The sequence below is a fragment of the Pseudomonas sp. NBRC 111119 genome, from assembly GCF_001320125.1.
GTDB lineage: Bacteria > Pseudomonadota > Gammaproteobacteria > Pseudomonadales > Pseudomonadaceae > Aquipseudomonas > Aquipseudomonas parafulva.
On record NZ_BCAV01000028.1, the window covers coordinates 1 to 17,526 of the forward strand.

Below are 17,526 nucleotides of genomic sequence, written 5' to 3' on the forward strand. Positions count from 1 at the left end.
ATAACGCGGCTTGGGTCTCAGAACTTGTAGGAAGCCGCCAGATACGTTTGTGCGCTGCTGGTCAGGCGCAGCACACCGGCCTTGGGTGCACCATGGGCGCTGTACTCGGTGGATGCATTGCTGCGCAGGTAGCGGTAGCCCAGCTCGACCGAAGCCTTGTCGGTCAGCTCCTGGATCACGCCCGCCTGCAGGCCGTAGGCATAACCGTAGTCGCTGTCACGGCTGGCGCCTGGTGAATTCTGGGTCAGCTTGGTGATGCCCACGCTGCCACCGCCAAACAGCTTGGTGGTATCGCCGATTGGCAGGAAGGCATCGTAACTGCCCAGCAGGTTCTGCTGGCGCAGCTTGAAGCCGCTGTGGTCACCGGAAACGGTGTCGTAGGTCATGTAGTAGCGGCCTTGGTCGTTGATCTGGCCCAGACGCACACCCCAGGTATCGTCCTTGCCGATGATGCCGTCGGCATTGAGGTTGTCGGTGTTGCGTTGCAGCAGGCCCGATTTGCGAACCTTGTCGCTGGTCTGGCCGTAGGTCAGGCTGGCGAAGGTGTCATCAGCGGCCTGGGCGCTGGTCATGCCAGCGGCGCAGACGGCCATGGCGGCAAGCAGGGAATTGAAGGTTTTCATGGCAAGTAGCTCCTGTTTGAGTGCGCTGCTTTGGTGTGGAAGCTAGAGTAAGCAAGGCACACTGAACCGCGACTGAACCCACGCTGAACCCTGGCTGAACGAACCGAATGCGAACAAGGAGTACTCCCCATGCGTGCCCTGCTGGCCCTGACCTTGATGTGCAGCGCCGCCCTCGCCCAAGCGGCGGTCCAAACCCGCGAAATCCCCTACCAGGATGCCAATGGCGATCGGCTGGTCGGCTACTACGCCTACGATGACGCCGTCACAGGCAAGCGCCCCGGCATTGTCGTGGTGCACGAGTGGTGGGGGCTGAACGACTACGCCAAGCGCCGTGCCCGCGACTTGGCAGCGCTGGGCTACAACGCGCTGGCCATCGACATGTATGGCGATGGCAAACACACCGAACACCCTCAGGACGCCCAGGCCTTCATGGCCGAAGCCATGAAGGACCCTGCCGCAGCCGCCGGGCGTTTCGATGCCGGCCTCGAGCTGCTCAAGATGCAGCCCAACACCAACAAACACGAACTGGGCGCCGTCGGCTACTGCTTCGGCGGCAAGGTAGTGCTGGACGCCGCACGCCGCGGCGAGAAGCTTGACGGCGTGGTGAGCTTCCATGGTGCGCTGGTCACCGACACACCGGCCAAGCCAGGCGTGGTGCGGGCCGCGATCCTGGTGGAGCACGGTGGCGCAGACAGCATGGTTACCCCGCAGCAGGTAGACGCGTTCAAGGCCGAAATGGACGCGGCGAAGGTGGACTACAGGTTCGTCACCCTTGAAGGCGCCAAGCACGGGTTCACCAACCCGGACGCAGACAGGCTGAGCCATGGCGGGCATGGTGGCCCGGACATCGGCTATAACAAGGAAGCGGACGAGCGCTCATGGGCCGACATGCAGGAGTTCTTCAAGAAAGTACTCAAATAGCTACGGCCTCCCATGGCATCTGCGCAGCTGGCACAATAGGCCCATGAACACATTGCCCGCCTGTTGCGCCCCCCTTCAGCACCACTGGCCCCTGCCCCGCCCGCTACCCGGGGCGGTGCTGGTCAGTTGCGCGTTCGACCCAGCCCGTCTGGGCCCCGACGACTTCCACCGCGCGGGTGTGGTCCCCAGTGCCAGCCTGCAACGCTCGGTTGCCAAGCGCCAGGCGGAGTACCTGGCCGGCCGGGTGTGCGCGCGGGCCGCTCTGCAGCGCCTGGACGGCCGCGATCATGTGCCGGCCACGCACGAAGACCGTTCGCCTGTATGGCCTGCTGGCATTCGCGGGTCGATTACCCATGGCAAAGGCTGGGCAGCGGCCGTGGTAGCGGCCCAAGCCAATTGCCAGGGCCTGGGGCTGGATCAAGAGGCACTACTGGACGACGAGCGCGCCGAACGGCTGATGGGCGAGATCCTGACCCCGATGGAGCTGGAGCGGCTGGACCGCAGCCAGCTGGGCATGACGGTGACCCTGACCTTCTCCCTCAAGGAAAGCCTGTTCAAGACCCTCTACCCGCTGACCGGCCAGCGCTTCTACTTCGAGCACGCCGAGCTGCTGGACTGGTCCGCTGACGGTTTGGCCCGCCTGCGCCTGCTTGCCGACCTTTCACCCCAGTGGCGGCACGGTGCCGTGCTGCAGGGCCAGTTCTGCCTGCAGGCGGGCCACGTACTGAGCCTGGTCAGCGCCTGAGCACTACTGCAGTGCTTGCCGTGGCGGCCAGGCCAGGCTGAAACAGGCCCCACCAAGCCTGGCGCTACGGCTTACCGTAGCGCGGCCCGTATGCCAGTGAATGACGCGCCGCACGATCGACAGGCCCAGGCCGTGCCCCCCGGAAGCGCGGGTGCGGCTGTCATCGACCCGGGTAAAGGGTGTGAAAATGCGCTCCCAGTAGCTTTCAGGCACGCCAGGGCCGTCATCTTCCACATCGATGCGGCATAGCTTGGGCCCCAGCTGGTAGCTCAAACACACTTCGCTTTCGGCATGGCGCAAGGCATTGCTGACCAGGTTCTGCACGGCCCTATGCAGGTAACGCGGCTCGGCCTCGACCCAGGCGCCATCAGCGGCGGTGCTGTCACAATCACCCCGCAGCACCCTGACACCGGGGCGTAGCGGCGCCAGCTCGTCGATTACCCGGGTGAGCAGCGCATCCAGGTCCACTGGCTGAAACCGCAGGGCAGGTGCGCCCTGCTCCAGCCGGGCGTACGTCAGCATTTCATCGACCAGTTCGTCGAGGTCCTGAATATCGCCATCCATGCCGGCCAGGTGTTTGGCACGGGCCTGCTCGGTAGCGGCGGCTTCGACCATTTCCAGGCCAAAACGCAGGCGTGCCACGGGGGTGCGCAGTTCATGGGACACCGCCCGCACCAGTTCACGCTGCATGGTCAACGAACGCTGCAGGTGTTCGGCCATACCGTTGAACGCCTGGGCCAGACGCCCTACCGAGTCGGCGTCCCCTGCGGGCACGCGCGTATCCAGGCTGCCGTGCGCGATGCGCGCTGCGGCGCTTTCCAGCCCGGAAACACGGCGTTCAAGCTGGCGCACCAGCAAGTACACGACAAGCCCGATCAGGCTCAGGCCCAGCAGTGCGATCAGCACCAGCAGTTGCGGCGGGTACGGGTTGAGCTGGTAGAGCGGGCCAATTTCCAGCACCCAGGGCGAGCCCGCCAACCCGGCGAATACCCGAATCGAGTCACCGTCCCGGCCCAGCGCCATGACCGTGTCGCCCTCCTCCACGCGGCGTCGCTGGTCATCGTCCAGGCTCGCCCGCTCAATGCGCTGCAACGCAACGCCAAAGCCGAACCCCTTGTCCTGCTTGAGCTGTTCGAGGCGCTGCTGCTGTTCCGTCACCGGGTAGCGCACCAGTTCGTCTGCCAGCAGATACAGGGTGGCGCGTGCCAACTGCTCGCTGACCTGCTTCACCTGCGCTACCAGCAACAGGTCCTGCTGGCCCACCCTGCGCAATACCCTGGCCGCATGCGGGCCGGTTTTCTCCACCACCACCAGGCCGCGATACAAGCGCGCACGCTGTGCGCCGTCCAGGCTTACGGCCGCCATCGGTTGCACGGCCAGCGGCACCCCCATCAGGCGCTCCCACATCAGCAGCGAGCGCTTGCGTTCGGTGTCGTTCTGCTGGGCGAGGTTGTCGGCCATCAGGCTGAAGGTACCCTGGGCCAGGCCCTCACGGTGCTGGGCGGCACGTACCTCGTTGACCAGATGCAGGCTGAGCCCCCCAAGCAGCGCCACCAGCACAAGCACAGCCAGCATGCCGCCATAGATACGCAGAAAAATCGAGTTGCTCATGGCGCCTCGCCGACGAACAGGTAGCCCTTGTTGCGCAGCGTCTTTATCAGCCGCGGCTGGAGGGGGTCATCGCCTATTCGCGGGCGGATTCTGGAAATGCGTATATCGATGGAACGGTCCTGGCCGTCATAGGCCACGCCGCGCAGCGCGGTGAAGATCTGCTCGCGTGTCAGCACCTTGCCGGCGTTGCTGGCCAACAGCCAGAGCAGGTCGAATTCGGCACCGGTCAGCTCGATCAACTGCTCGCCCAGCCGGGCTTCGCGCAGGCGGTTATCGATGTGCAGCGCACCGAAGGCCAAGGCATGGCCCTGGGGCCGCTCGGTGCGGCGCAGCAGCGCCTGTATGCGCGCCAGCAGCAAACGCGGCCGCACCGGCTTGCACACATAGTCGTCGGCCCCAAGGTCCAGGCCCTGCACCTGATCGAGCTCATCGCTACGTGCCGTCAGCATCAGAATGGGGCCAGGGTATTGGCTGCGCACGCGCCGGCAGATACTCATGCCGTCTTCACCGGGCAGCATCAGGTCGAGCACGACCAGGTCGGGCTGGCTGTCGATGATGAGCCGTGCGGCCCGGCCGCCATCCCCCTCGACGGTGACCGCATAGCCGTTTGCTTGCAGGTACTCGGCGGTCAGCTCGGCCAGCCGCGGGTCGTCTTCGACGATGAGGATACGTGCGCAGCGGTTGTCCATGGCAGGCGCCTTGTGAAGGGTGTTCGCCGGGTCATAGTACGGTTGGCGGGGTACGCCGCCAAGCCATGGCCGGCACGTTGGATAACACAGCTTTTGTGACAAAGATCACGCCGGCGCAAATCTGCCCAATGGCAGTTCAGGGCTGAAAAGGACTCCAAACCAGTGGCCACAAGGCCTACAGCGAATACTCACGATTCACTCACAAAGTACACACAACTTATCCACAGCAGCTCGCCTTGCAAACACCCCAATACCGCATTATCTTGTATCCCGAACGCAGCGAACCACTAGATATAGGGGTTCGTGCAAAATCACACCTAAAAGTCAACCCGCAAAATCAAGCGATTTTTCGGCTGAACTTCACGTGATTTCAGCAGCCAAACCGCTCCTGCGGAGGCGACCGAGGCAAGCCCTTCCAGGGCCTTGTTCGGGCACGGGTGCAACAGGCCAGGCCTGCCACCTGTGAGCAACAGTTTTTGGGCCTAGCCCAGAACCTTTGACTTCGGCCAGGGAGCGGCGAGCCATTGCCCTAATTCCTGAGTCTGTCCCGAAGTCGGTACGCCCGCGCGGGCGGATGCGTTCGTTTTGCGCATCCCCCAGGGCAATCGAGCAAGTGGACGGAACGGTGGGCGCCCAGAAGGCGCCTGATCAATATAGAAACTGTGGAGACACCCACCCATGCAAACCGACACGACTCGCGAGAACCCGCAGGCCAAGGCCCCGCAGGTTGCCGATTCCAACCAGGATCTGGCCGCCACTGCACCTGGCCAACTGCGCGTGATCAAGCGTAACGGTACCGTCGTCGCCTACACCGACGACAAGATCACCGTGGCCATCACCAAGGCGTTCCTCGCAGTTGAAGGCGGCACCGCCGCCGCCTCGTCGCGCATTCACGACACCGTCGCGCGCCTGACCGAGCAGGTCACCGCCACGTTCAAGCGCCGCATGCCATCGGGTGGCACCATTCACATCGAGGAAATCCAGGACCAGGTCGAACTGGCCCTGATGCGCGCAGGCGAGCAGAAAGTCGCCCGCGACTACGTGATCTACCGCGACCAGCGCGCCAAGGAGCGCGCCACCCGCGCCAACGTCGAAAGCGTGATCGAGGCGCACCCGACCATTCGCATCACCCTGGCTGACGACAGCAAGGCCCCGCTGGACATGGCGCGCCTGAACACCATCATCAGCGAAGCCTGCGAAGGCCTGGCCGAGGTCGATGGCGACCTGATCCAGCGCGAAACCCTGAAAAACCTGTACGACGGCGTGGCCCTCAAGGACGTCAACACCGCCCTGGTGATGACCGCCCGTACCCTGGTCGAGCGTGAGCCGAACTATTCGTTCGTTACCGCCCGCCTGCTGATGGACACCCTACGCGCCGAAGGCCTGGGCTTCCTGAACGTGGCCGACAGCGCCACCCACCACGAAATGGCCGACCTGTACGCCAAGGCCCTGCCGGCCTATGTTGCCAAGGGTGTGGAGTTCGAGCTGCTGGACCCTGCCCTCAAAGGTTACGACCTGGAGCGCCTGGGCAAGGCCATCGACCACGAGCGTGACCAGCAATTTACCTACCTGGGCCTGCAGACCCTGTACGACCGCTACTTCATCCACAAGGATGGCGTACGCTTCGAACTGCCTCAGGTGTTCTTCATGCGTGTGGCCATGGGCCTGGCGCTGGAAGAGAAGGACAAGGAAGCCCGCGCGATCGAGTTCTACAACCTGTTGTCGTCCTTCGATTACATGGCCTCGACGCCTACCCTGTTCAACGCCGGCACCCTGCGCCCGCAGCTGTCCAGCTGCTACCTGACCACCGTGCCGGATGACCTGTCGGGCATCTACCACGCGATCCACGACAACGCCATGCTGTCCAAATTCGCCGGTGGCCTGGGCAACGACTGGACCCCGGTGCGTGCACTGGGCTCCTACATCAAGGGCACCAACGGCAAGTCCCAGGGCGTCGTACCCTTCCTGAAAGTGGTCAACGACACCGCCGTTGCAGTGAACCAGGGCGGCAAGCGCAAGGGCGCGGTATGTGCCTACCTGGAAACCTGGCACCTGGACATCGAAGAATTCATCGAGCTGCGCAAGAACACCGGTGATGACCGCCGTCGTACCCACGACATGAACACCGCCAACTGGATCCCGGACCTGTTCATGAAGCGCGTCTTCGATGACGGCAAGTGGACCCTGTTCTCGCCTTCGGAAGTGCCAGACCTGCACGACCTGACCGGCAAGGCCTTCGAAGAGCGTTACGAGTACTACGAAGCCCTGACCGAGTACAACAAGATCAAGGTGTTCAAGACCATCCAGGCCAAAGACCTGTGGCGCAAGATGCTGTCGATGCTGTTCGAAACCGGCCACCCGTGGCTGACTTTCAAAGACCCTTGCAACCTGCGCTCGCCGCAGCAGCACGTGGGCGTGGTACACAGCTCCAACCTGTGCACCGAGATCACCTTGAACACCAACAAGGATGAGATCGCCGTCTGCAACCTGGGCTCGATCAACCTGCCGAACCACATCACTGACGGCAAGCTGGACACCGCCAAGCTGCAACGCACCGTGAACACGGCTGTGCGCATGCTCGACAACGTCATCGACATCAACTACTACTCGGTGCCACAAGCGCGCAACTCCAACTTCAAGCACCGCCCGGTCGGCCTGGGCATCATGGGCTTCCAGGATGCGCTGTACCTGCAGCACATTCCGTACGGCTCCGATGCTGCCGTCGAGTTTGCCGACAAGTCGATGGAAGCGGTCAGCTACTTCGCCATCCAGGCCTCCTGTGACCTGGCCGACGAGCGCGGCGCCTACGAGACGTTCCAGGGTTCGCTGTGGTCCAAGGGCATTCTGCCGCTGGATTCGCAACAGATCCTGATCGAAGCCCGTGGCCAGAAGTACATCGACGTCAACCTGGAAGAAACCCTGGATTGGGCGCCGGTGCGCGAGCGCGTGCAAAAAGGTATTCGTAACTCGAACATCATGGCCATCGCGCCGACCGCGACCATCGCCAACATCACTGGCGTATCGCAGTCCATCGAGCCGACCTACCAGAACCTGTACGTGAAGTCGAACCTGTCGGGCGAGTTCACCGTGATCAACCCGTACCTGGTGCGCGACCTGAAAGCCCGCGGCCTGTGGGATGCGGTCATGATCAACGACCTGAAGTACTACGACGGTTCGGTGCAGCAGATCGAGCGTATCCCGCAAGAGCTGAAAGACCTGTACGCCACCGCCTTCGAAGTCGAGACCAAGTGGATCGTCGATGCCGCCTCCCGTCGCCAGAAGTGGATCGACCAGGCCCAGTCGCTGAACCTGTACATCGCCGGCGCTTCGGGCAAGAAGCTGGACGTGACCTACCGCATGGCCTGGTACCGTGGCCTGAAAACCACCTACTACCTCCGTGCCCTGGCCGCGACCAGCACCGAGAAGTCGACCATCAACACCGGCAAGCTCAACGCCGTGTCCAGCGGTGGCGACAGCGCCCCTGCCCAGGCCGCCGGCCCGGCACCTGTGCCAAAGGCCTGCGCGATCGACGAGCCGGACTGCGAAGCCTGCCAGTAAGGCTTGGCTGAGGCTTCCCCTGGGAAGCCTCTTTTCCGTGTAGCCACACGGCACCCTGTGGGAGGCCGGCCTTGCCGCCGCCTGCCCAACAGCCATACACAATAGGCCTGGGCGCCAATGCCTGGGCCAGCCCGACCAAGGGCAATCAGATTTGCGTGCACTGCAGTACCCCCTTTGGGGGCCAAAGCAACGCAACCACGATCCACCGGCCATACTCCATAGATGGCCCTCAAGCAGGAGAACCTCACCATGCTGAGCTGGGACGAATTCGACAAAGAAGACGGCGAAGTAGCCGCCAAAGGCAACACCCCTGCGCAGGCCACTGCCGCCGCCACCCTCGACAAGCTGGACAGCGCCGGCGGTGCCGCCGCCCTGGAAGCCCGTGCCGCCACCGCTGCTGATTCCGAAGCCGTGAAGCGCGCCAAGGCCGCCCTCGACGCCCTCGACATCGCCGAAGGCCTGGCTGAGCTGGAAGGCTCGTCGGCCCGCGTGGCTGTTGACGAAAAGCGCATGATCAACTGCCGCGCCGACCTCAACCAGTTGGTACCGTTCAAGTACGACTGGGCCTGGCAGAAGTACCTGGATGGCTGCGCCAACCACTGGATGCCGCAAGAGGTCAACATGACCGCCGACATCGCACTGTGGAAGAGCATGGACGGCCTGACCGAAGACGAGCGCCGCATCGTCATGCGCAACCTCGGCTTCTTCTCCACCGCCGACTCGCTGGTCGCCAACAACCTGGCCCTGGCCGTGTACCGCCTGATCACCAACCCGGAATGCCGCCAGTACATCCTGCGCCAGGCATTCGAAGAGGCGATCCACACCCACGCCTACCAGTACTGCATCGAATCGCTGGGCATGGATGAGGGCGAGATCTTCAACATGTACCACGAGATCCCGTCGGTCGCTAAAAAAGCCGCCTGGGGCCTGAAGTACACCCGCGCCATCTCCGACCCGGAATTCAACACTGGCACCGTAGAAACCGACAAGGAGCTGCTGCGCAACCTGATCGCCTACTACTGCGTGCTGGAAGGCATCTTCTTCTACTGCGGCTTCACCCAGATCCTGTCCATGGGCCGCCGCAACAAGATGACCGGTGTAGCCGAGCAGTTCCAGTACATCCTGCGTGACGAATCGATGCACCTGAACTTCGGCATTGATGTGATCAACCAGATCAAGATCGAAAACCCGCACCTGTGGGACGCGGCGATGAAGGAAGAAGCGACCCAGATGATCCTGCAAGGGACCCAGCTGGAGATCGAATACGCCCGCGACACCATGCCTCGCGGAGTACTGGGCATGAACGCGGCAATGATGGAAGACTACCTCAAGTTCATCGCCAACCGTCGCCTGACCCAGATTGGCCTGAAAGAAGAATACCCAGGCACGACCAACCCGTTCCCATGGATGAGCGAGATCATGGACTTGAAGAAAGAGAAGAACTTCTTCGAGACGCGCGTGATCGAGTATCAGACCGGTGGGGCGTTGAGCTGGGATTGATTGCCCAGGCTGAACATCAGGAAGGCTGCCAATTGGCAGCCTTTTTTACGAGCGCAATTTGCCACTCAACGTTTTCAGTCCAACCGCTGCATACGCAACTCGTGCGCCAGCATGTCAATGAAGGCCCTGACCTTGGCCGAACCATACTTGCTCTCCCGGTGCAGTACATGAATAGGCCAGGGAGCTTCCTCGTATTCGGCCAGAATCACCTGCAACTGGCCGCTGGCCAACTCGTCTGCGACCTGATACGACAACAGCCGTGCAATCCCCAACCCACCGACGGCCGCTGCAATAGCCCCATCATTGCTGGTGACCATCAGCCGCGGCTTCATGCGCACCAGGGTGGGCTCATCGGTAACCCCGAAACGCCAGCCGGCCCTTGGGGAAAGGTTGGTGGTGCCGATCACTGCGTGGTCGGACAAATCCGAGGGATGCCGTGGCATCCCGTGGCGCGACAGATACCCGGGCGAGGCGCACAACATGCGCCGCACCTGGCCCACACGCAACGCCCTGAGCCCGGAGTCGGGTAACGGGCCGATGCGCACGGCCACATCCATGCCCTCCTCCACCATGTTCACCACCCGGTCGAGAAAGTAGGCAGACACATCCACCTGCGGGTAGTGCTGCAGGTAGCGCACGATACAGGGCATGACGAATTTCTTGCCGAACAGGCTGGGCGCCGTCACCGCCAGTTCCCCTTTAGGGTTGGCGTTGATGCCGGCAGCGGCTTCGTTGGCCTCATGGAGGCTGGCCAGGATATGCCGTACGTCCTCCAGGTAGCGGCTGCCGGCTTCGGTCAGGCGTACGCTGCGCGTGGTACGCAGCAGCAGTTTGACCCCGAGCTGTTGTTCCAGGGCGCTGACCGCACGGGTGACGGCAGCCGCGGAGATATCCAGGCGGCGGGCGGCGGCGGCAAAGCTTTCCAGCTCACCGACTGCGACAAACACCTTCATCAGGTGGATCTGGTCCATTCAGGCTCCAAAGGCTCGAGGTAACGGTAGCAGGGTACACCGCGGGCTTACTCCTTGAGGGCCCAGCGCAGGGAAACAGCAGCTGGGCGCCACACTACCTGCTCCACACGCAACGCCCATAACCGCTGTGCGCCTTCAAACAGGTGAACCGCGGGGCTTTCCAGCAGTACCTCGGCGTGCCCGCTTAGCTGCAGCACGCTGCCGCTGGTGAAATCAATGAACAGCAAACCGGCCAGCGGGTTCAGCAGCAGGTTGCCCAGCGTGTTGAAGTGCAGGTTGCCAGCATAGTCCGGGATGGTCAGAACATTCCCTGCTACCTTGATGAACCCCGGCCTGCCGCCACGGTGAGACACATCGACCAAGCGCTTGCCGTCGTCATGCTCCACGTAGCTGGCAACGAAGAAGGTATCGGCGGCCTGGATCAATGTTCGGGTGGCCGCGTTCAGGGTGGTTGATTCCTCACGTCGCTGGGCGGGCGCATCGACGCGCTTGTAGTCACGCGGCTGAATGTAGCGCGGGCAGTTACCAAAGGATTGCTCCACTGTGACCTGCAACTGGCCTGACGCCGAGTGGCGGATCTGCCCATTGAGACGGTTGCGTCGACGCGTGTGCAGTTCGATACCCAGCAATCCAATGGCCTGCCCAGACCGCAACCCGGGGGTGGCGGGGTCATCCGCTGATAACCCGGTGTCGATGGTCAGTTGTTGGGGGCTCGGAGAACGGATAAACCCTTCCGGCCCTTCAAGCAGGGTTGCCCAAGGGCGACCCTGGGCATCCACACTGGCCGCCACCAGGAACGGCAGTTGCTGGAAAAAGCTGCGGTGCTGCTCGGGCATCTGGTCACGAATGACCTTTTGCCCGACCGCCTCCATGCGCGCCGCTACCCCGGCCATTTCCTGCAGGCTTTTCTCGCCCGCATGCCAAGGTGAGGCGCGGTGGTGCTGAGGCTGTTCCATAACGGCGCTCCTCGTGAGGGCGGAGTGTCAGGCGCTGGTCTGCAACCCGATGACGGTGCGCGGCATGGGCACGAAACCAGGCAACCCTTCGATGCGCGCCAGCCAGTTACGCACGTTGATGTAAGGCTCCAGCGATACGTTGCCCTCAGGGGCATGGGCAATGTAGGAGTAGTTGGCGACGTCAGCGATGGTGGGCGTATCACCCGTGAGGAAGGGTGCTTTGCCCAACTCGGCGTCCATTACCTTGAGCAGGGTGTGGGCGCGGGCGATCACTTCGTCGGTGTTGAACGAGGCCCCGAATACGGTAACCAGCCGGGCCGCAGCAGGGCCAAACGCCAACGGCCCTGCCGCCACCGATAGCCAGCGCTGCACACGTGCAGCCGCCGCAGGGGCCTCCGGCAACCAGGCCCCTTCGCCGTATTGCTTGGCCAGGTAGACCAGGATGGCGTTGGAGTCAGCGATCACAGTGCCATTATCCTCAATGACCGGCACCTGCCCGAACGGGTTGAGCGCCAGGAAGTCCGGCTGCTTGTGTGCCCCCTTTGCCAAGTCGACAAGCACCTGTTCGGTTGGCAGCCCAAGGAGAGAGAGCATGAGTTCAATACGGTGGGCGTGGCCAGACTTGGGGAAGTTGTAAAGCTTGATGGGGCGAGGCATGGCTTGAACTCCAGGTCAGCACCGGGGTGGGCTGGTGGAGCACATGCTGCACCGGATCACAACGCAGAGGAATCAGTGTGCGGGGTAATCCATAATTTCGTGCTGTGGAATAATTGAGTCGGGGGATTGGCTCTGAGCCTAGACAAGCCGCTCGGCGGCTTTTTTATATGCCTGATCTCGTTCACGTTGATCGACGGCCACAACAAAAACCACGATCTCTTGGTCTATGACCTGATAGACCATTCTATATCCGCTGCTGCGGAGCTTTATCTTGTAACAATCTGGCAGAGAGTGAAGGCGATTTGCCTCGATTCGAGGGTTGGACAGAACCTCGATCAATTTCTTTTTGAATTGCTGACGTACTGTATCACCCAGCTTTCTCCACTCCTTCAATGCGCGGGAGTCGAAGTCAAGACTATAGGTCATCCAGGCGAACCCTCACGCGCTGCGCGGAAGCAATCCGCTCCCTAACGGTTGCAATGAGATCCTCATCATCCTCGGTCATCAGGACGGGCCGGAAGGGCAATGAGCCTCGTTCTGCAACGTACTGCAGGGCCTGGCGCATGAGTTCTGATGGGGTGACACCAAGACGCTCAAGCTCTTTATAGGCACGGGCTTTAAGTTCGTCGTCAATGCGGATGTTGATGGAAGCCAAGAGTCAGCCCTTTAGTAAAGACATTTGTCATTACGATGCACCTATTCACTTCAACACGCAATAGCGGTTTGTCTGGTGATCATGGCCATTACGCTTCAGAGGCCCCAGAAAGCGGGTAATACTAAAAGGCGCCATGGGCGCCTTGATCAATCAGGGGAGAGGTAGGGTTTAGTATCTAGCCCCAATCTGCTACATATCAAACGCCGATGGCAGCACCACCATGTCGCGGATGGTCACGTTGCGAGGGCGCGTGAGCATGTACATGACGGCATCGGCCACCACACAGGGTTCTATGAGGCTGCCAAGGGCCAGGGCTTTCTGCAGGTTTTCTGCCGGCCAGTCAGCGAGCAAGGCGCTGTTGACGGGGCCGGGGGACACGGCCGCTACCCTGATACCTTGGTCTTTGACCTGGCGGCGCAAGGTTTGTACGAAGCAGTTCACGGCCCACTTCGACGCCGAGTACACAGCCTCCCAAGGGACAGGGAAATGCCCGGCGACCGAGCCTGTGACGATGATGTCGCCGGTGCCTTTGGCGACCATGTGTGGCAGCACAGCGTTGATGTTCTTCATGACCGCGTTGACGTTGAGGTTGAGCATGCGGTCGATGGCAAGGGGGTCGGCCTCGGTGAAGTTGCCACCCAGGTAGCTGCCTGCGTTGGCATAGAAAATATCCAACCCGCCTGCCTGATCCACAATCCCTTTGAGCAGATTGCCACAGCTGTCGTTGTCCAGTAGGTCGATCACCAACGGTGTCGCCTGCGGCCCAAGCCGCTCACATGCGAGCCCAAGGGCGGTTTCATCCCGGTCTATCAAGACCACGTGGGCCCCCGCCAGTGTCATTGCTTCTGCGGTGGCCAAGCCGATGCCAGAGGCGGCACCCGTGATTGCTGCAACCTTCCCTTCCAGTTGATAGGACATATTCAGCTCCTGCTTGCCTTCGTGAGGCATGTTGTAATTGTTTGGGCAGAAATGTTCACGTCTACATTTTTGGTCTTTCAGCCTTGTTACGGGGCTGAATCTAGGGGCGTGGCGGTCATAATGTCAACGTCTACATTTGTAAGCGAATACGTTGATGATTACTCGGGCTGCCGCCTCAGCTATGCAACGTGCCTTGGATTGTGAGATCTGCCTGGGTGCGATCGGGCTCGTCTATGGCTTTGAACAACATGCCAATGGCGCCCGCGCCGGCTTCGTAGCTACTGTGGCTGACACACGCAATGGGCTCGCCATATAGTTCGGCGTACGGAACTTGATCGATGCTGAACAGCTGGATGTCCGCCCTCGACAGCCCTTGCCTGCGCAGCGCTTCCAAAGCGCCCAGGGTCATCAGGTTGTTCAGACCGAAGATGACCTGAGGCCGCGCTCCGCCTTGCAGGTAGGCAGCGGTCCGGTCGCATGCAGGCGCCTGTGTGTAGTCACCCTCAAGCACATCGAGGGTAACCGGATCTGGACATGCCTCTACCGCCCTGCGGATCCCGGCAAGGCGGGCCTGGGTAATGGCCGACCGCGCGGGGCCACCTACCACGAGCACGTGGCGATGACCTTGGGCAAGCACCGCCCGCATCCCCCGCAAACCGCTTTCTTCATTATCCAGGTATACGCCGGCGAACGTGGCATCGTGCAGCTTCCTGTCGATCTGCACTACCGGTATGGCGGCCTGCTCCAACTTGGGGAGGTAGGCTGGGCAATAATCATCAGCGTCTGAAACCACTGACAGAATAATGCCTGCCACCTGGTAGCTGAGCAGCGTGTCGACTGCCTTCTCCTCAAGCGCCGGGGAGCCATCTGTGTCGAAAAGCATCAAGGTGTAGTCCCGACGTTTGGCTTCGCGGGTAATGGCTTTGATGATTTCGCCATAAAAGGGATTGTCCAGGCTGGCGGTCACCAGGCCGATCAACCGGCTTTCCTGGTTTTTCAGGCTGCGGGCAAATGCATTGGGCACGTAATTGAGCTCGCGGGCCACTTCAAGAATGTGCGCCAGGGTCGACTTTTTGACTTTCTCCGGCTGGTTGAGCGCTCGCGATACGGTGACGGTCGTCATGTTCACGCGTTTGGCGATATCGGTGATCGTAGCTTTACCAGGTTTGGCCATGTCGTATCAGCATCAGGAGGCGGTGCGTCGAGGGTACACGCAACATTGTCAGGTGAAAAATGCCGTGCTAGCTTTATTTCAATGTTGACGTTTACATTACCTGCCCATTTGACCCAGCTCTAATCCGGGGTCTTCATACCAGGCCCAAAATGTAGACGTCAACATGAGCCAATAAAAACAACCAAAGGATGTGCTCATGAACTATGTAGTTGGGGTAGACATCGGTACGCAGAGTACCAAGGCACTGCTGATTTCAACTCAAGGGGCGATCGTTGCTCAGGCCTCCGTGGGCTACCAGGTCGAGCAGCCAGAACCACTCTGGGCGCAGCAATGGCCTGATGTGTGGCTGAAGGCGGTTTACCAGGCGGTCGCCAATGCCGTCGCCAGCAGCAGCATCCAGCCGAACGATATCAAAGCCATCTGTGTCAGCAGCCTGTATGGCGGGTCGGGCATACCGGTGGACACAGCGATGATGCCACTGCACCCGTGCCTCATCTGGATGGACCGCCGAGCCACGACAGAAGCTGACTGGGTTCGGCAGAATATTGACCTGGCCTACCTTCACGACACGACCGGCAATGGTGTGGACAGCTACTACGGCTACACGAAGATGCTGTGGATCAAGCGCAACAGGCCAGACGTGTGGGCCAGGACGCATTATCTGCTACCACCCAATAGCTATGTGCAGTATCACTTGAGCGGGTGTGTGGCCGTAGACCACAGTTCGGCAGGCAATATCGGTGGCGTGTACGACATCAAGCAACGCACCTGGTCAGTTCCCCTACTCGAGCGCTTGGGGATCGACCCCCAGCTCATGCCGCAGCGCCTGGTCGACTCAGGTGAAGTCATTGGTGAACTGCTGCCTTCACCTGCCCGGCTGATGGGGCTTAGCGCCGGCATCCCGGTGGTGGCTGGTGGCGTGGACGCGGCGATGGCAACGCTCGCGGCCGGCGTGCTGACCCCGGGCAATCATGTAGCGATGCTCGGGACCAGCATGTGCTGGGGTTTCGTCAATCGCCGCACAGATGCACACCTAGGGCTTATCAGCATGCCCTACGTGCACAAGCCGGCCGATTACCTTTATATCTTCGGCGGCGCCATCACGGCGGGGGCCTCGATCAGTTGGTTTCGGGAGCAGTTCTGCACACGGGAAAAACACGCGGCCGCCACGGGAGCTGGCGTGGACGTGCACCAGTTGATGGAGGACGAAGCAGGCAAAACCCCGCCAGGGGCAGACGGCTTGGTGTTCCTGCCCTATATGATGGGTGAACGCAGCCCCATCTGGGACGCCCAGGCCAGCGGCGCTTATGTAGGCCTGTCGTTGTACCACACCAGAGCGCACCTCTACCGTGCAGTACTGGAAGGGCTGGGCTATGCCCTGCGCCATAATATCGAGCGCGGTCGCCAGGGCGCCGAGCGCCTGGACCCCGAGTTGATCGTGGTAGGGGGCGCCGCAGCCTCCGACCTCTGGATGCAGATCATTGCCGATATAACCGGGTATCCGGTGCTTACCATCGAGCAAGCCGTAGAAGCACCGCTGGGCGCGGCCATGCTGGCAGCGCTGGCCACGGGCGACATTGACGACCTGGCCAGCGTGCGTGGGTGGCGCACCCTTGAACGGCGTGCCACGCCCAACCCCCGCACCCAGGCGTTATATGATCAGCTGTTCTCGGTCTATTGCGACCTGTATCCCGCGTTGAAGCCCAGTATGCACCGGCTGGCAGGGTTGCCGCCTACTGCGGATGCGCCGCTCAAGCTACCCACGCCGCTGAGCATCCCGCCCGCCCTGCCTGCAGTTGAGGGCACCAGCGCCTACCTGCAACCGTCGGGCTAAGGTTTCAGCTCACGTTGCCGAATGCTGAAACGCATAGAGTTTGCGCACGGCATCGATCACCTGAGGCACGCATGCCTGGATATCCTGCTCGGACATCTGATCGAGCAGTTCTACGTTATCTTCCAGCCCGTGCAGCGAAATAGCCCTCAGCAGTGGCTCTTGCGCGGCGGGCAGTGCAGGCCAAGCGGCAACCTGTGTGCCGCGCATATAACCGAAACACCACTCTTCCATCACCGTGACAGGGCCCTGCTCGCCTTCAGTTTCTTCGAACAGCGGTACGAATTGGTCGACGTCTTCCTCCAACTGCTCCGCCACCTGGCTAGCATAGCGCAGCATCAGGGCCGTGTAGGCCTCCTCATGGGCCGGCTTCTTGAACTTCGGCACGCTGCCACCGGCTACGGCAGGCAACCACTCCCCGGGCTGCACAGTAGACGGTGAGCTGGCCAATGCGGTGAAGAAGCCATTGAGCTCCGCAAGGTTGAGTACGGAGTAATCGTTACCGTAGGTGATGAGCAAGTCTTCGAGGCGGTCGAGCTCTTTATCAGTGAGCGTGGGTAGCATGTACAGGCATCCTGGGAAGTGGAACGTGGGGGCACACTAACATAGCTGATGCGGAAGGGGGTCTAGGAACCCCGCATCTGATATGCCTGCGCCTGTATAGAAGCCCGGATTCTGTGCCCACCACGCAGTCGGGACTAGCTTTTAGAGCGCTAC

15 protein-coding genes and 1 pseudogene are annotated in these 17,526 nt (G+C 61.5%); 5 read left to right on the forward strand and 11 right to left on the reverse strand.

All coding sequences use genetic code 11. From position 1 onward, the window contains the following. Positions 1 to 17: 17 nt before the first annotated feature. Positions 18 to 623 (reverse strand): outer membrane beta-barrel protein, encoded by a 606-nt coding sequence (locus tag APH25_RS12140; RefSeq protein ID WP_028634577.1) that lies wholly within the window; start codon positions 621 to 623, stop codon positions 18 to 20. A 129-nt stretch (positions 624 to 752) separates the two neighbouring features. Between APH25_RS12140 and APH25_RS12145 the strand changes: the two genes are divergently transcribed. Beyond that, the gene (locus APH25_RS12145; RefSeq protein ID WP_060482109.1) at positions 753 to 1,544 is read left to right on the forward strand and encodes a dienelactone hydrolase family protein; all 792 of its coding nucleotides are present in this window, start codon (positions 753 to 755) and stop codon (positions 1,542 to 1,544) included. A 43-nt stretch (positions 1,545 to 1,587) separates the two neighbouring features. Then, complete coding sequence (locus APH25_RS12150) at positions 1,588 to 2,289, forward strand: 4'-phosphopantetheinyl transferase (RefSeq protein ID WP_060482110.1); 702 nt, start codon at positions 1,588 to 1,590, stop codon at positions 2,287 to 2,289. A gap of 3 nt (positions 2,290 to 2,292) precedes the next feature. Here APH25_RS12150 and APH25_RS12155 read toward each other — a convergent pair whose 3' ends face one another. After that, a complete protein-coding gene (locus APH25_RS12155; protein ID WP_060482111.1) occupies positions 2,293 to 3,900 on the reverse strand; it encodes an ATP-binding protein in 1,608 nt (535 codons plus the stop codon). After that, entirely contained in the window at positions 3,897 to 4,589 is a 693-nt protein-coding gene (locus APH25_RS12160; RefSeq protein ID WP_060482112.1) for a response regulator, read from the reverse strand. The genes APH25_RS12155 and APH25_RS12160 overlap by 4 nt, the downstream gene beginning before the upstream one ends. A 678-nt stretch (positions 4,590 to 5,267) precedes the next feature. Between APH25_RS12160 and APH25_RS12165 the strand changes: the two genes are divergently transcribed. After that, positions 5,268 to 8,147: a ribonucleoside-diphosphate reductase subunit alpha gene (locus APH25_RS12165; protein ID WP_060482113.1), complete on the forward strand. Its 2,880-nt coding sequence runs from the start codon at positions 5,268 to 5,270 to the stop codon at positions 8,145 to 8,147. A 249-nt stretch (positions 8,148 to 8,396) separates the two neighbouring features. Next, the gene (locus APH25_RS12170) at positions 8,397 to 9,647 is read left to right on the forward strand and encodes a ribonucleotide-diphosphate reductase subunit beta (protein ID WP_028634571.1); all 1,251 of its coding nucleotides are present in this window, start codon (positions 8,397 to 8,399) and stop codon (positions 9,645 to 9,647) included. Between the two features lie 74 nt (positions 9,648 to 9,721). On the opposite strand, the gene APH25_RS12175 is transcribed toward APH25_RS12170, so the two are convergent. From APH25_RS12175 to APH25_RS12205, 7 genes and pseudogenes are all read right to left on the reverse strand, one after another. Next, positions 9,722 to 10,618, reverse strand: coding sequence for a LysR family transcriptional regulator (locus APH25_RS12175; RefSeq protein WP_028634566.1), 897 nt, complete (start codon positions 10,616 to 10,618; stop codon positions 9,722 to 9,724). Between the two features lie 50 nt (positions 10,619 to 10,668). Further along, a pseudogene (locus APH25_RS12180) lies at positions 10,669 to 11,574 on the reverse strand (pyridoxamine 5'-phosphate oxidase family protein); the annotation flags it as partial. Between the two features lie 27 nt (positions 11,575 to 11,601). Beyond that, complete coding sequence (locus tag APH25_RS12185) at positions 11,602 to 12,231, reverse strand: glutathione S-transferase family protein (RefSeq protein ID WP_028634565.1); 630 nt, start codon at positions 12,229 to 12,231, stop codon at positions 11,602 to 11,604. A gap of 138 nt (positions 12,232 to 12,369) precedes the next feature. Further along, complete coding sequence (locus tag APH25_RS12190; RefSeq protein ID WP_060482114.1) at positions 12,370 to 12,657, reverse strand: type II toxin-antitoxin system RelE/ParE family toxin; 288 nt, start codon at positions 12,655 to 12,657, stop codon at positions 12,370 to 12,372. Beyond that, the gene (locus APH25_RS12195) at positions 12,647 to 12,886 is read right to left on the reverse strand and encodes a type II toxin-antitoxin system RelB/DinJ family antitoxin (RefSeq protein ID WP_060482115.1); all 240 of its coding nucleotides are present in this window, start codon (positions 12,884 to 12,886) and stop codon (positions 12,647 to 12,649) included. Before APH25_RS12195 ends, APH25_RS12190 begins: the two co-directional genes overlap by 11 nt. A 189-nt stretch (positions 12,887 to 13,075) precedes the next feature. Continuing rightward, positions 13,076 to 13,804, reverse strand: a complete 729-nt coding sequence (locus tag APH25_RS12200) for an SDR family oxidoreductase (RefSeq protein WP_060482116.1) — start codon at positions 13,802 to 13,804, stop codon at positions 13,076 to 13,078. Positions 13,805 to 13,979: 175 nt separating this feature from the next. Next, on the reverse strand, positions 13,980 to 14,978 hold the full coding sequence (locus tag APH25_RS12205; RefSeq protein ID WP_060482117.1) for a LacI family DNA-binding transcriptional regulator: 999 nt from the start codon (positions 14,976 to 14,978) through the stop codon (positions 13,980 to 13,982). Between the two features lie 196 nt (positions 14,979 to 15,174). Here APH25_RS12205 and APH25_RS12210 point away from each other — a divergent pair, with 196 nt between their 5' ends. Beyond that, entirely contained in the window at positions 15,175 to 16,812 is a 1,638-nt protein-coding gene (locus APH25_RS12210) for an FGGY-family carbohydrate kinase (RefSeq protein WP_082428288.1), read from the forward strand. Between the two features lie 9 nt (positions 16,813 to 16,821). Here APH25_RS12210 and APH25_RS12215 read toward each other — a convergent pair whose 3' ends face one another. Continuing rightward, a complete protein-coding gene (locus APH25_RS12215) occupies positions 16,822 to 17,373 on the reverse strand; it encodes a UPF0149 family protein (RefSeq protein ID WP_060482118.1) in 552 nt (183 codons plus the stop codon). Positions 17,374 to 17,526: the final 153 nt, after the last annotated feature.

Coding starts and splice junctions, on each gene's coding strand:
- APH25_RS12205 (WP_060482117.1), bottom strand. CDS start 14,978: ATGGCCAAACCTGGTAAAGCTACGATCACCGATATCGCCAAACGCGTG.
- APH25_RS12170 (WP_028634571.1), top strand. CDS start 8,397: ATGCTGAGCTGGGACGAATTCGACAAAGAAGACGGCGAAGTAGCCGCC.
- APH25_RS12165 (WP_060482113.1), top strand. CDS start 5,268: ATGCAAACCGACACGACTCGCGAGAACCCGCAGGCCAAGGCCCCGCAG.
- APH25_RS12155 (WP_060482111.1), bottom strand. CDS start 3,900: ATGAGCAACTCGATTTTTCTGCGTATCTATGGCGGCATGCTGGCTGTG.
- APH25_RS12145 (WP_060482109.1), top strand. CDS start 753: ATGCGTGCCCTGCTGGCCCTGACCTTGATGTGCAGCGCCGCCCTCGCC.
- APH25_RS12150 (WP_060482110.1), top strand. CDS start 1,588: ATGAACACATTGCCCGCCTGTTGCGCCCCCCTTCAGCACCACTGGCCC.
- APH25_RS12160 (WP_060482112.1), bottom strand. CDS start 4,589: ATGGACAACCGCTGCGCACGTATCCTCATCGTCGAAGACGACCCGCGG.
- APH25_RS12140 (WP_028634577.1), bottom strand. CDS start 623: ATGAAAACCTTCAATTCCCTGCTTGCCGCCATGGCCGTCTGCGCCGCT.
- APH25_RS12200 (WP_060482116.1), bottom strand. CDS start 13,804: ATGTCCTATCAACTGGAAGGGAAGGTTGCAGCAATCACGGGTGCCGCC.
- APH25_RS12210 (WP_082428288.1), top strand. CDS start 15,175: ATGAACTATGTAGTTGGGGTAGACATCGGTACGCAGAGTACCAAGGCA.
- APH25_RS12185 (WP_028634565.1), bottom strand. CDS start 12,231: ATGCCTCGCCCCATCAAGCTTTACAACTTCCCCAAGTCTGGCCACGCC.
- APH25_RS12175 (WP_028634566.1), bottom strand. CDS start 10,618: ATGGACCAGATCCACCTGATGAAGGTGTTTGTCGCAGTCGGTGAGCTG.
- APH25_RS12190 (WP_060482114.1), bottom strand. CDS start 12,657: ATGACCTATAGTCTTGACTTCGACTCCCGCGCATTGAAGGAGTGGAGA.
- APH25_RS12215 (WP_060482118.1), bottom strand. CDS start 17,373: ATGCTACCCACGCTCACTGATAAAGAGCTCGACCGCCTCGAAGACTTG.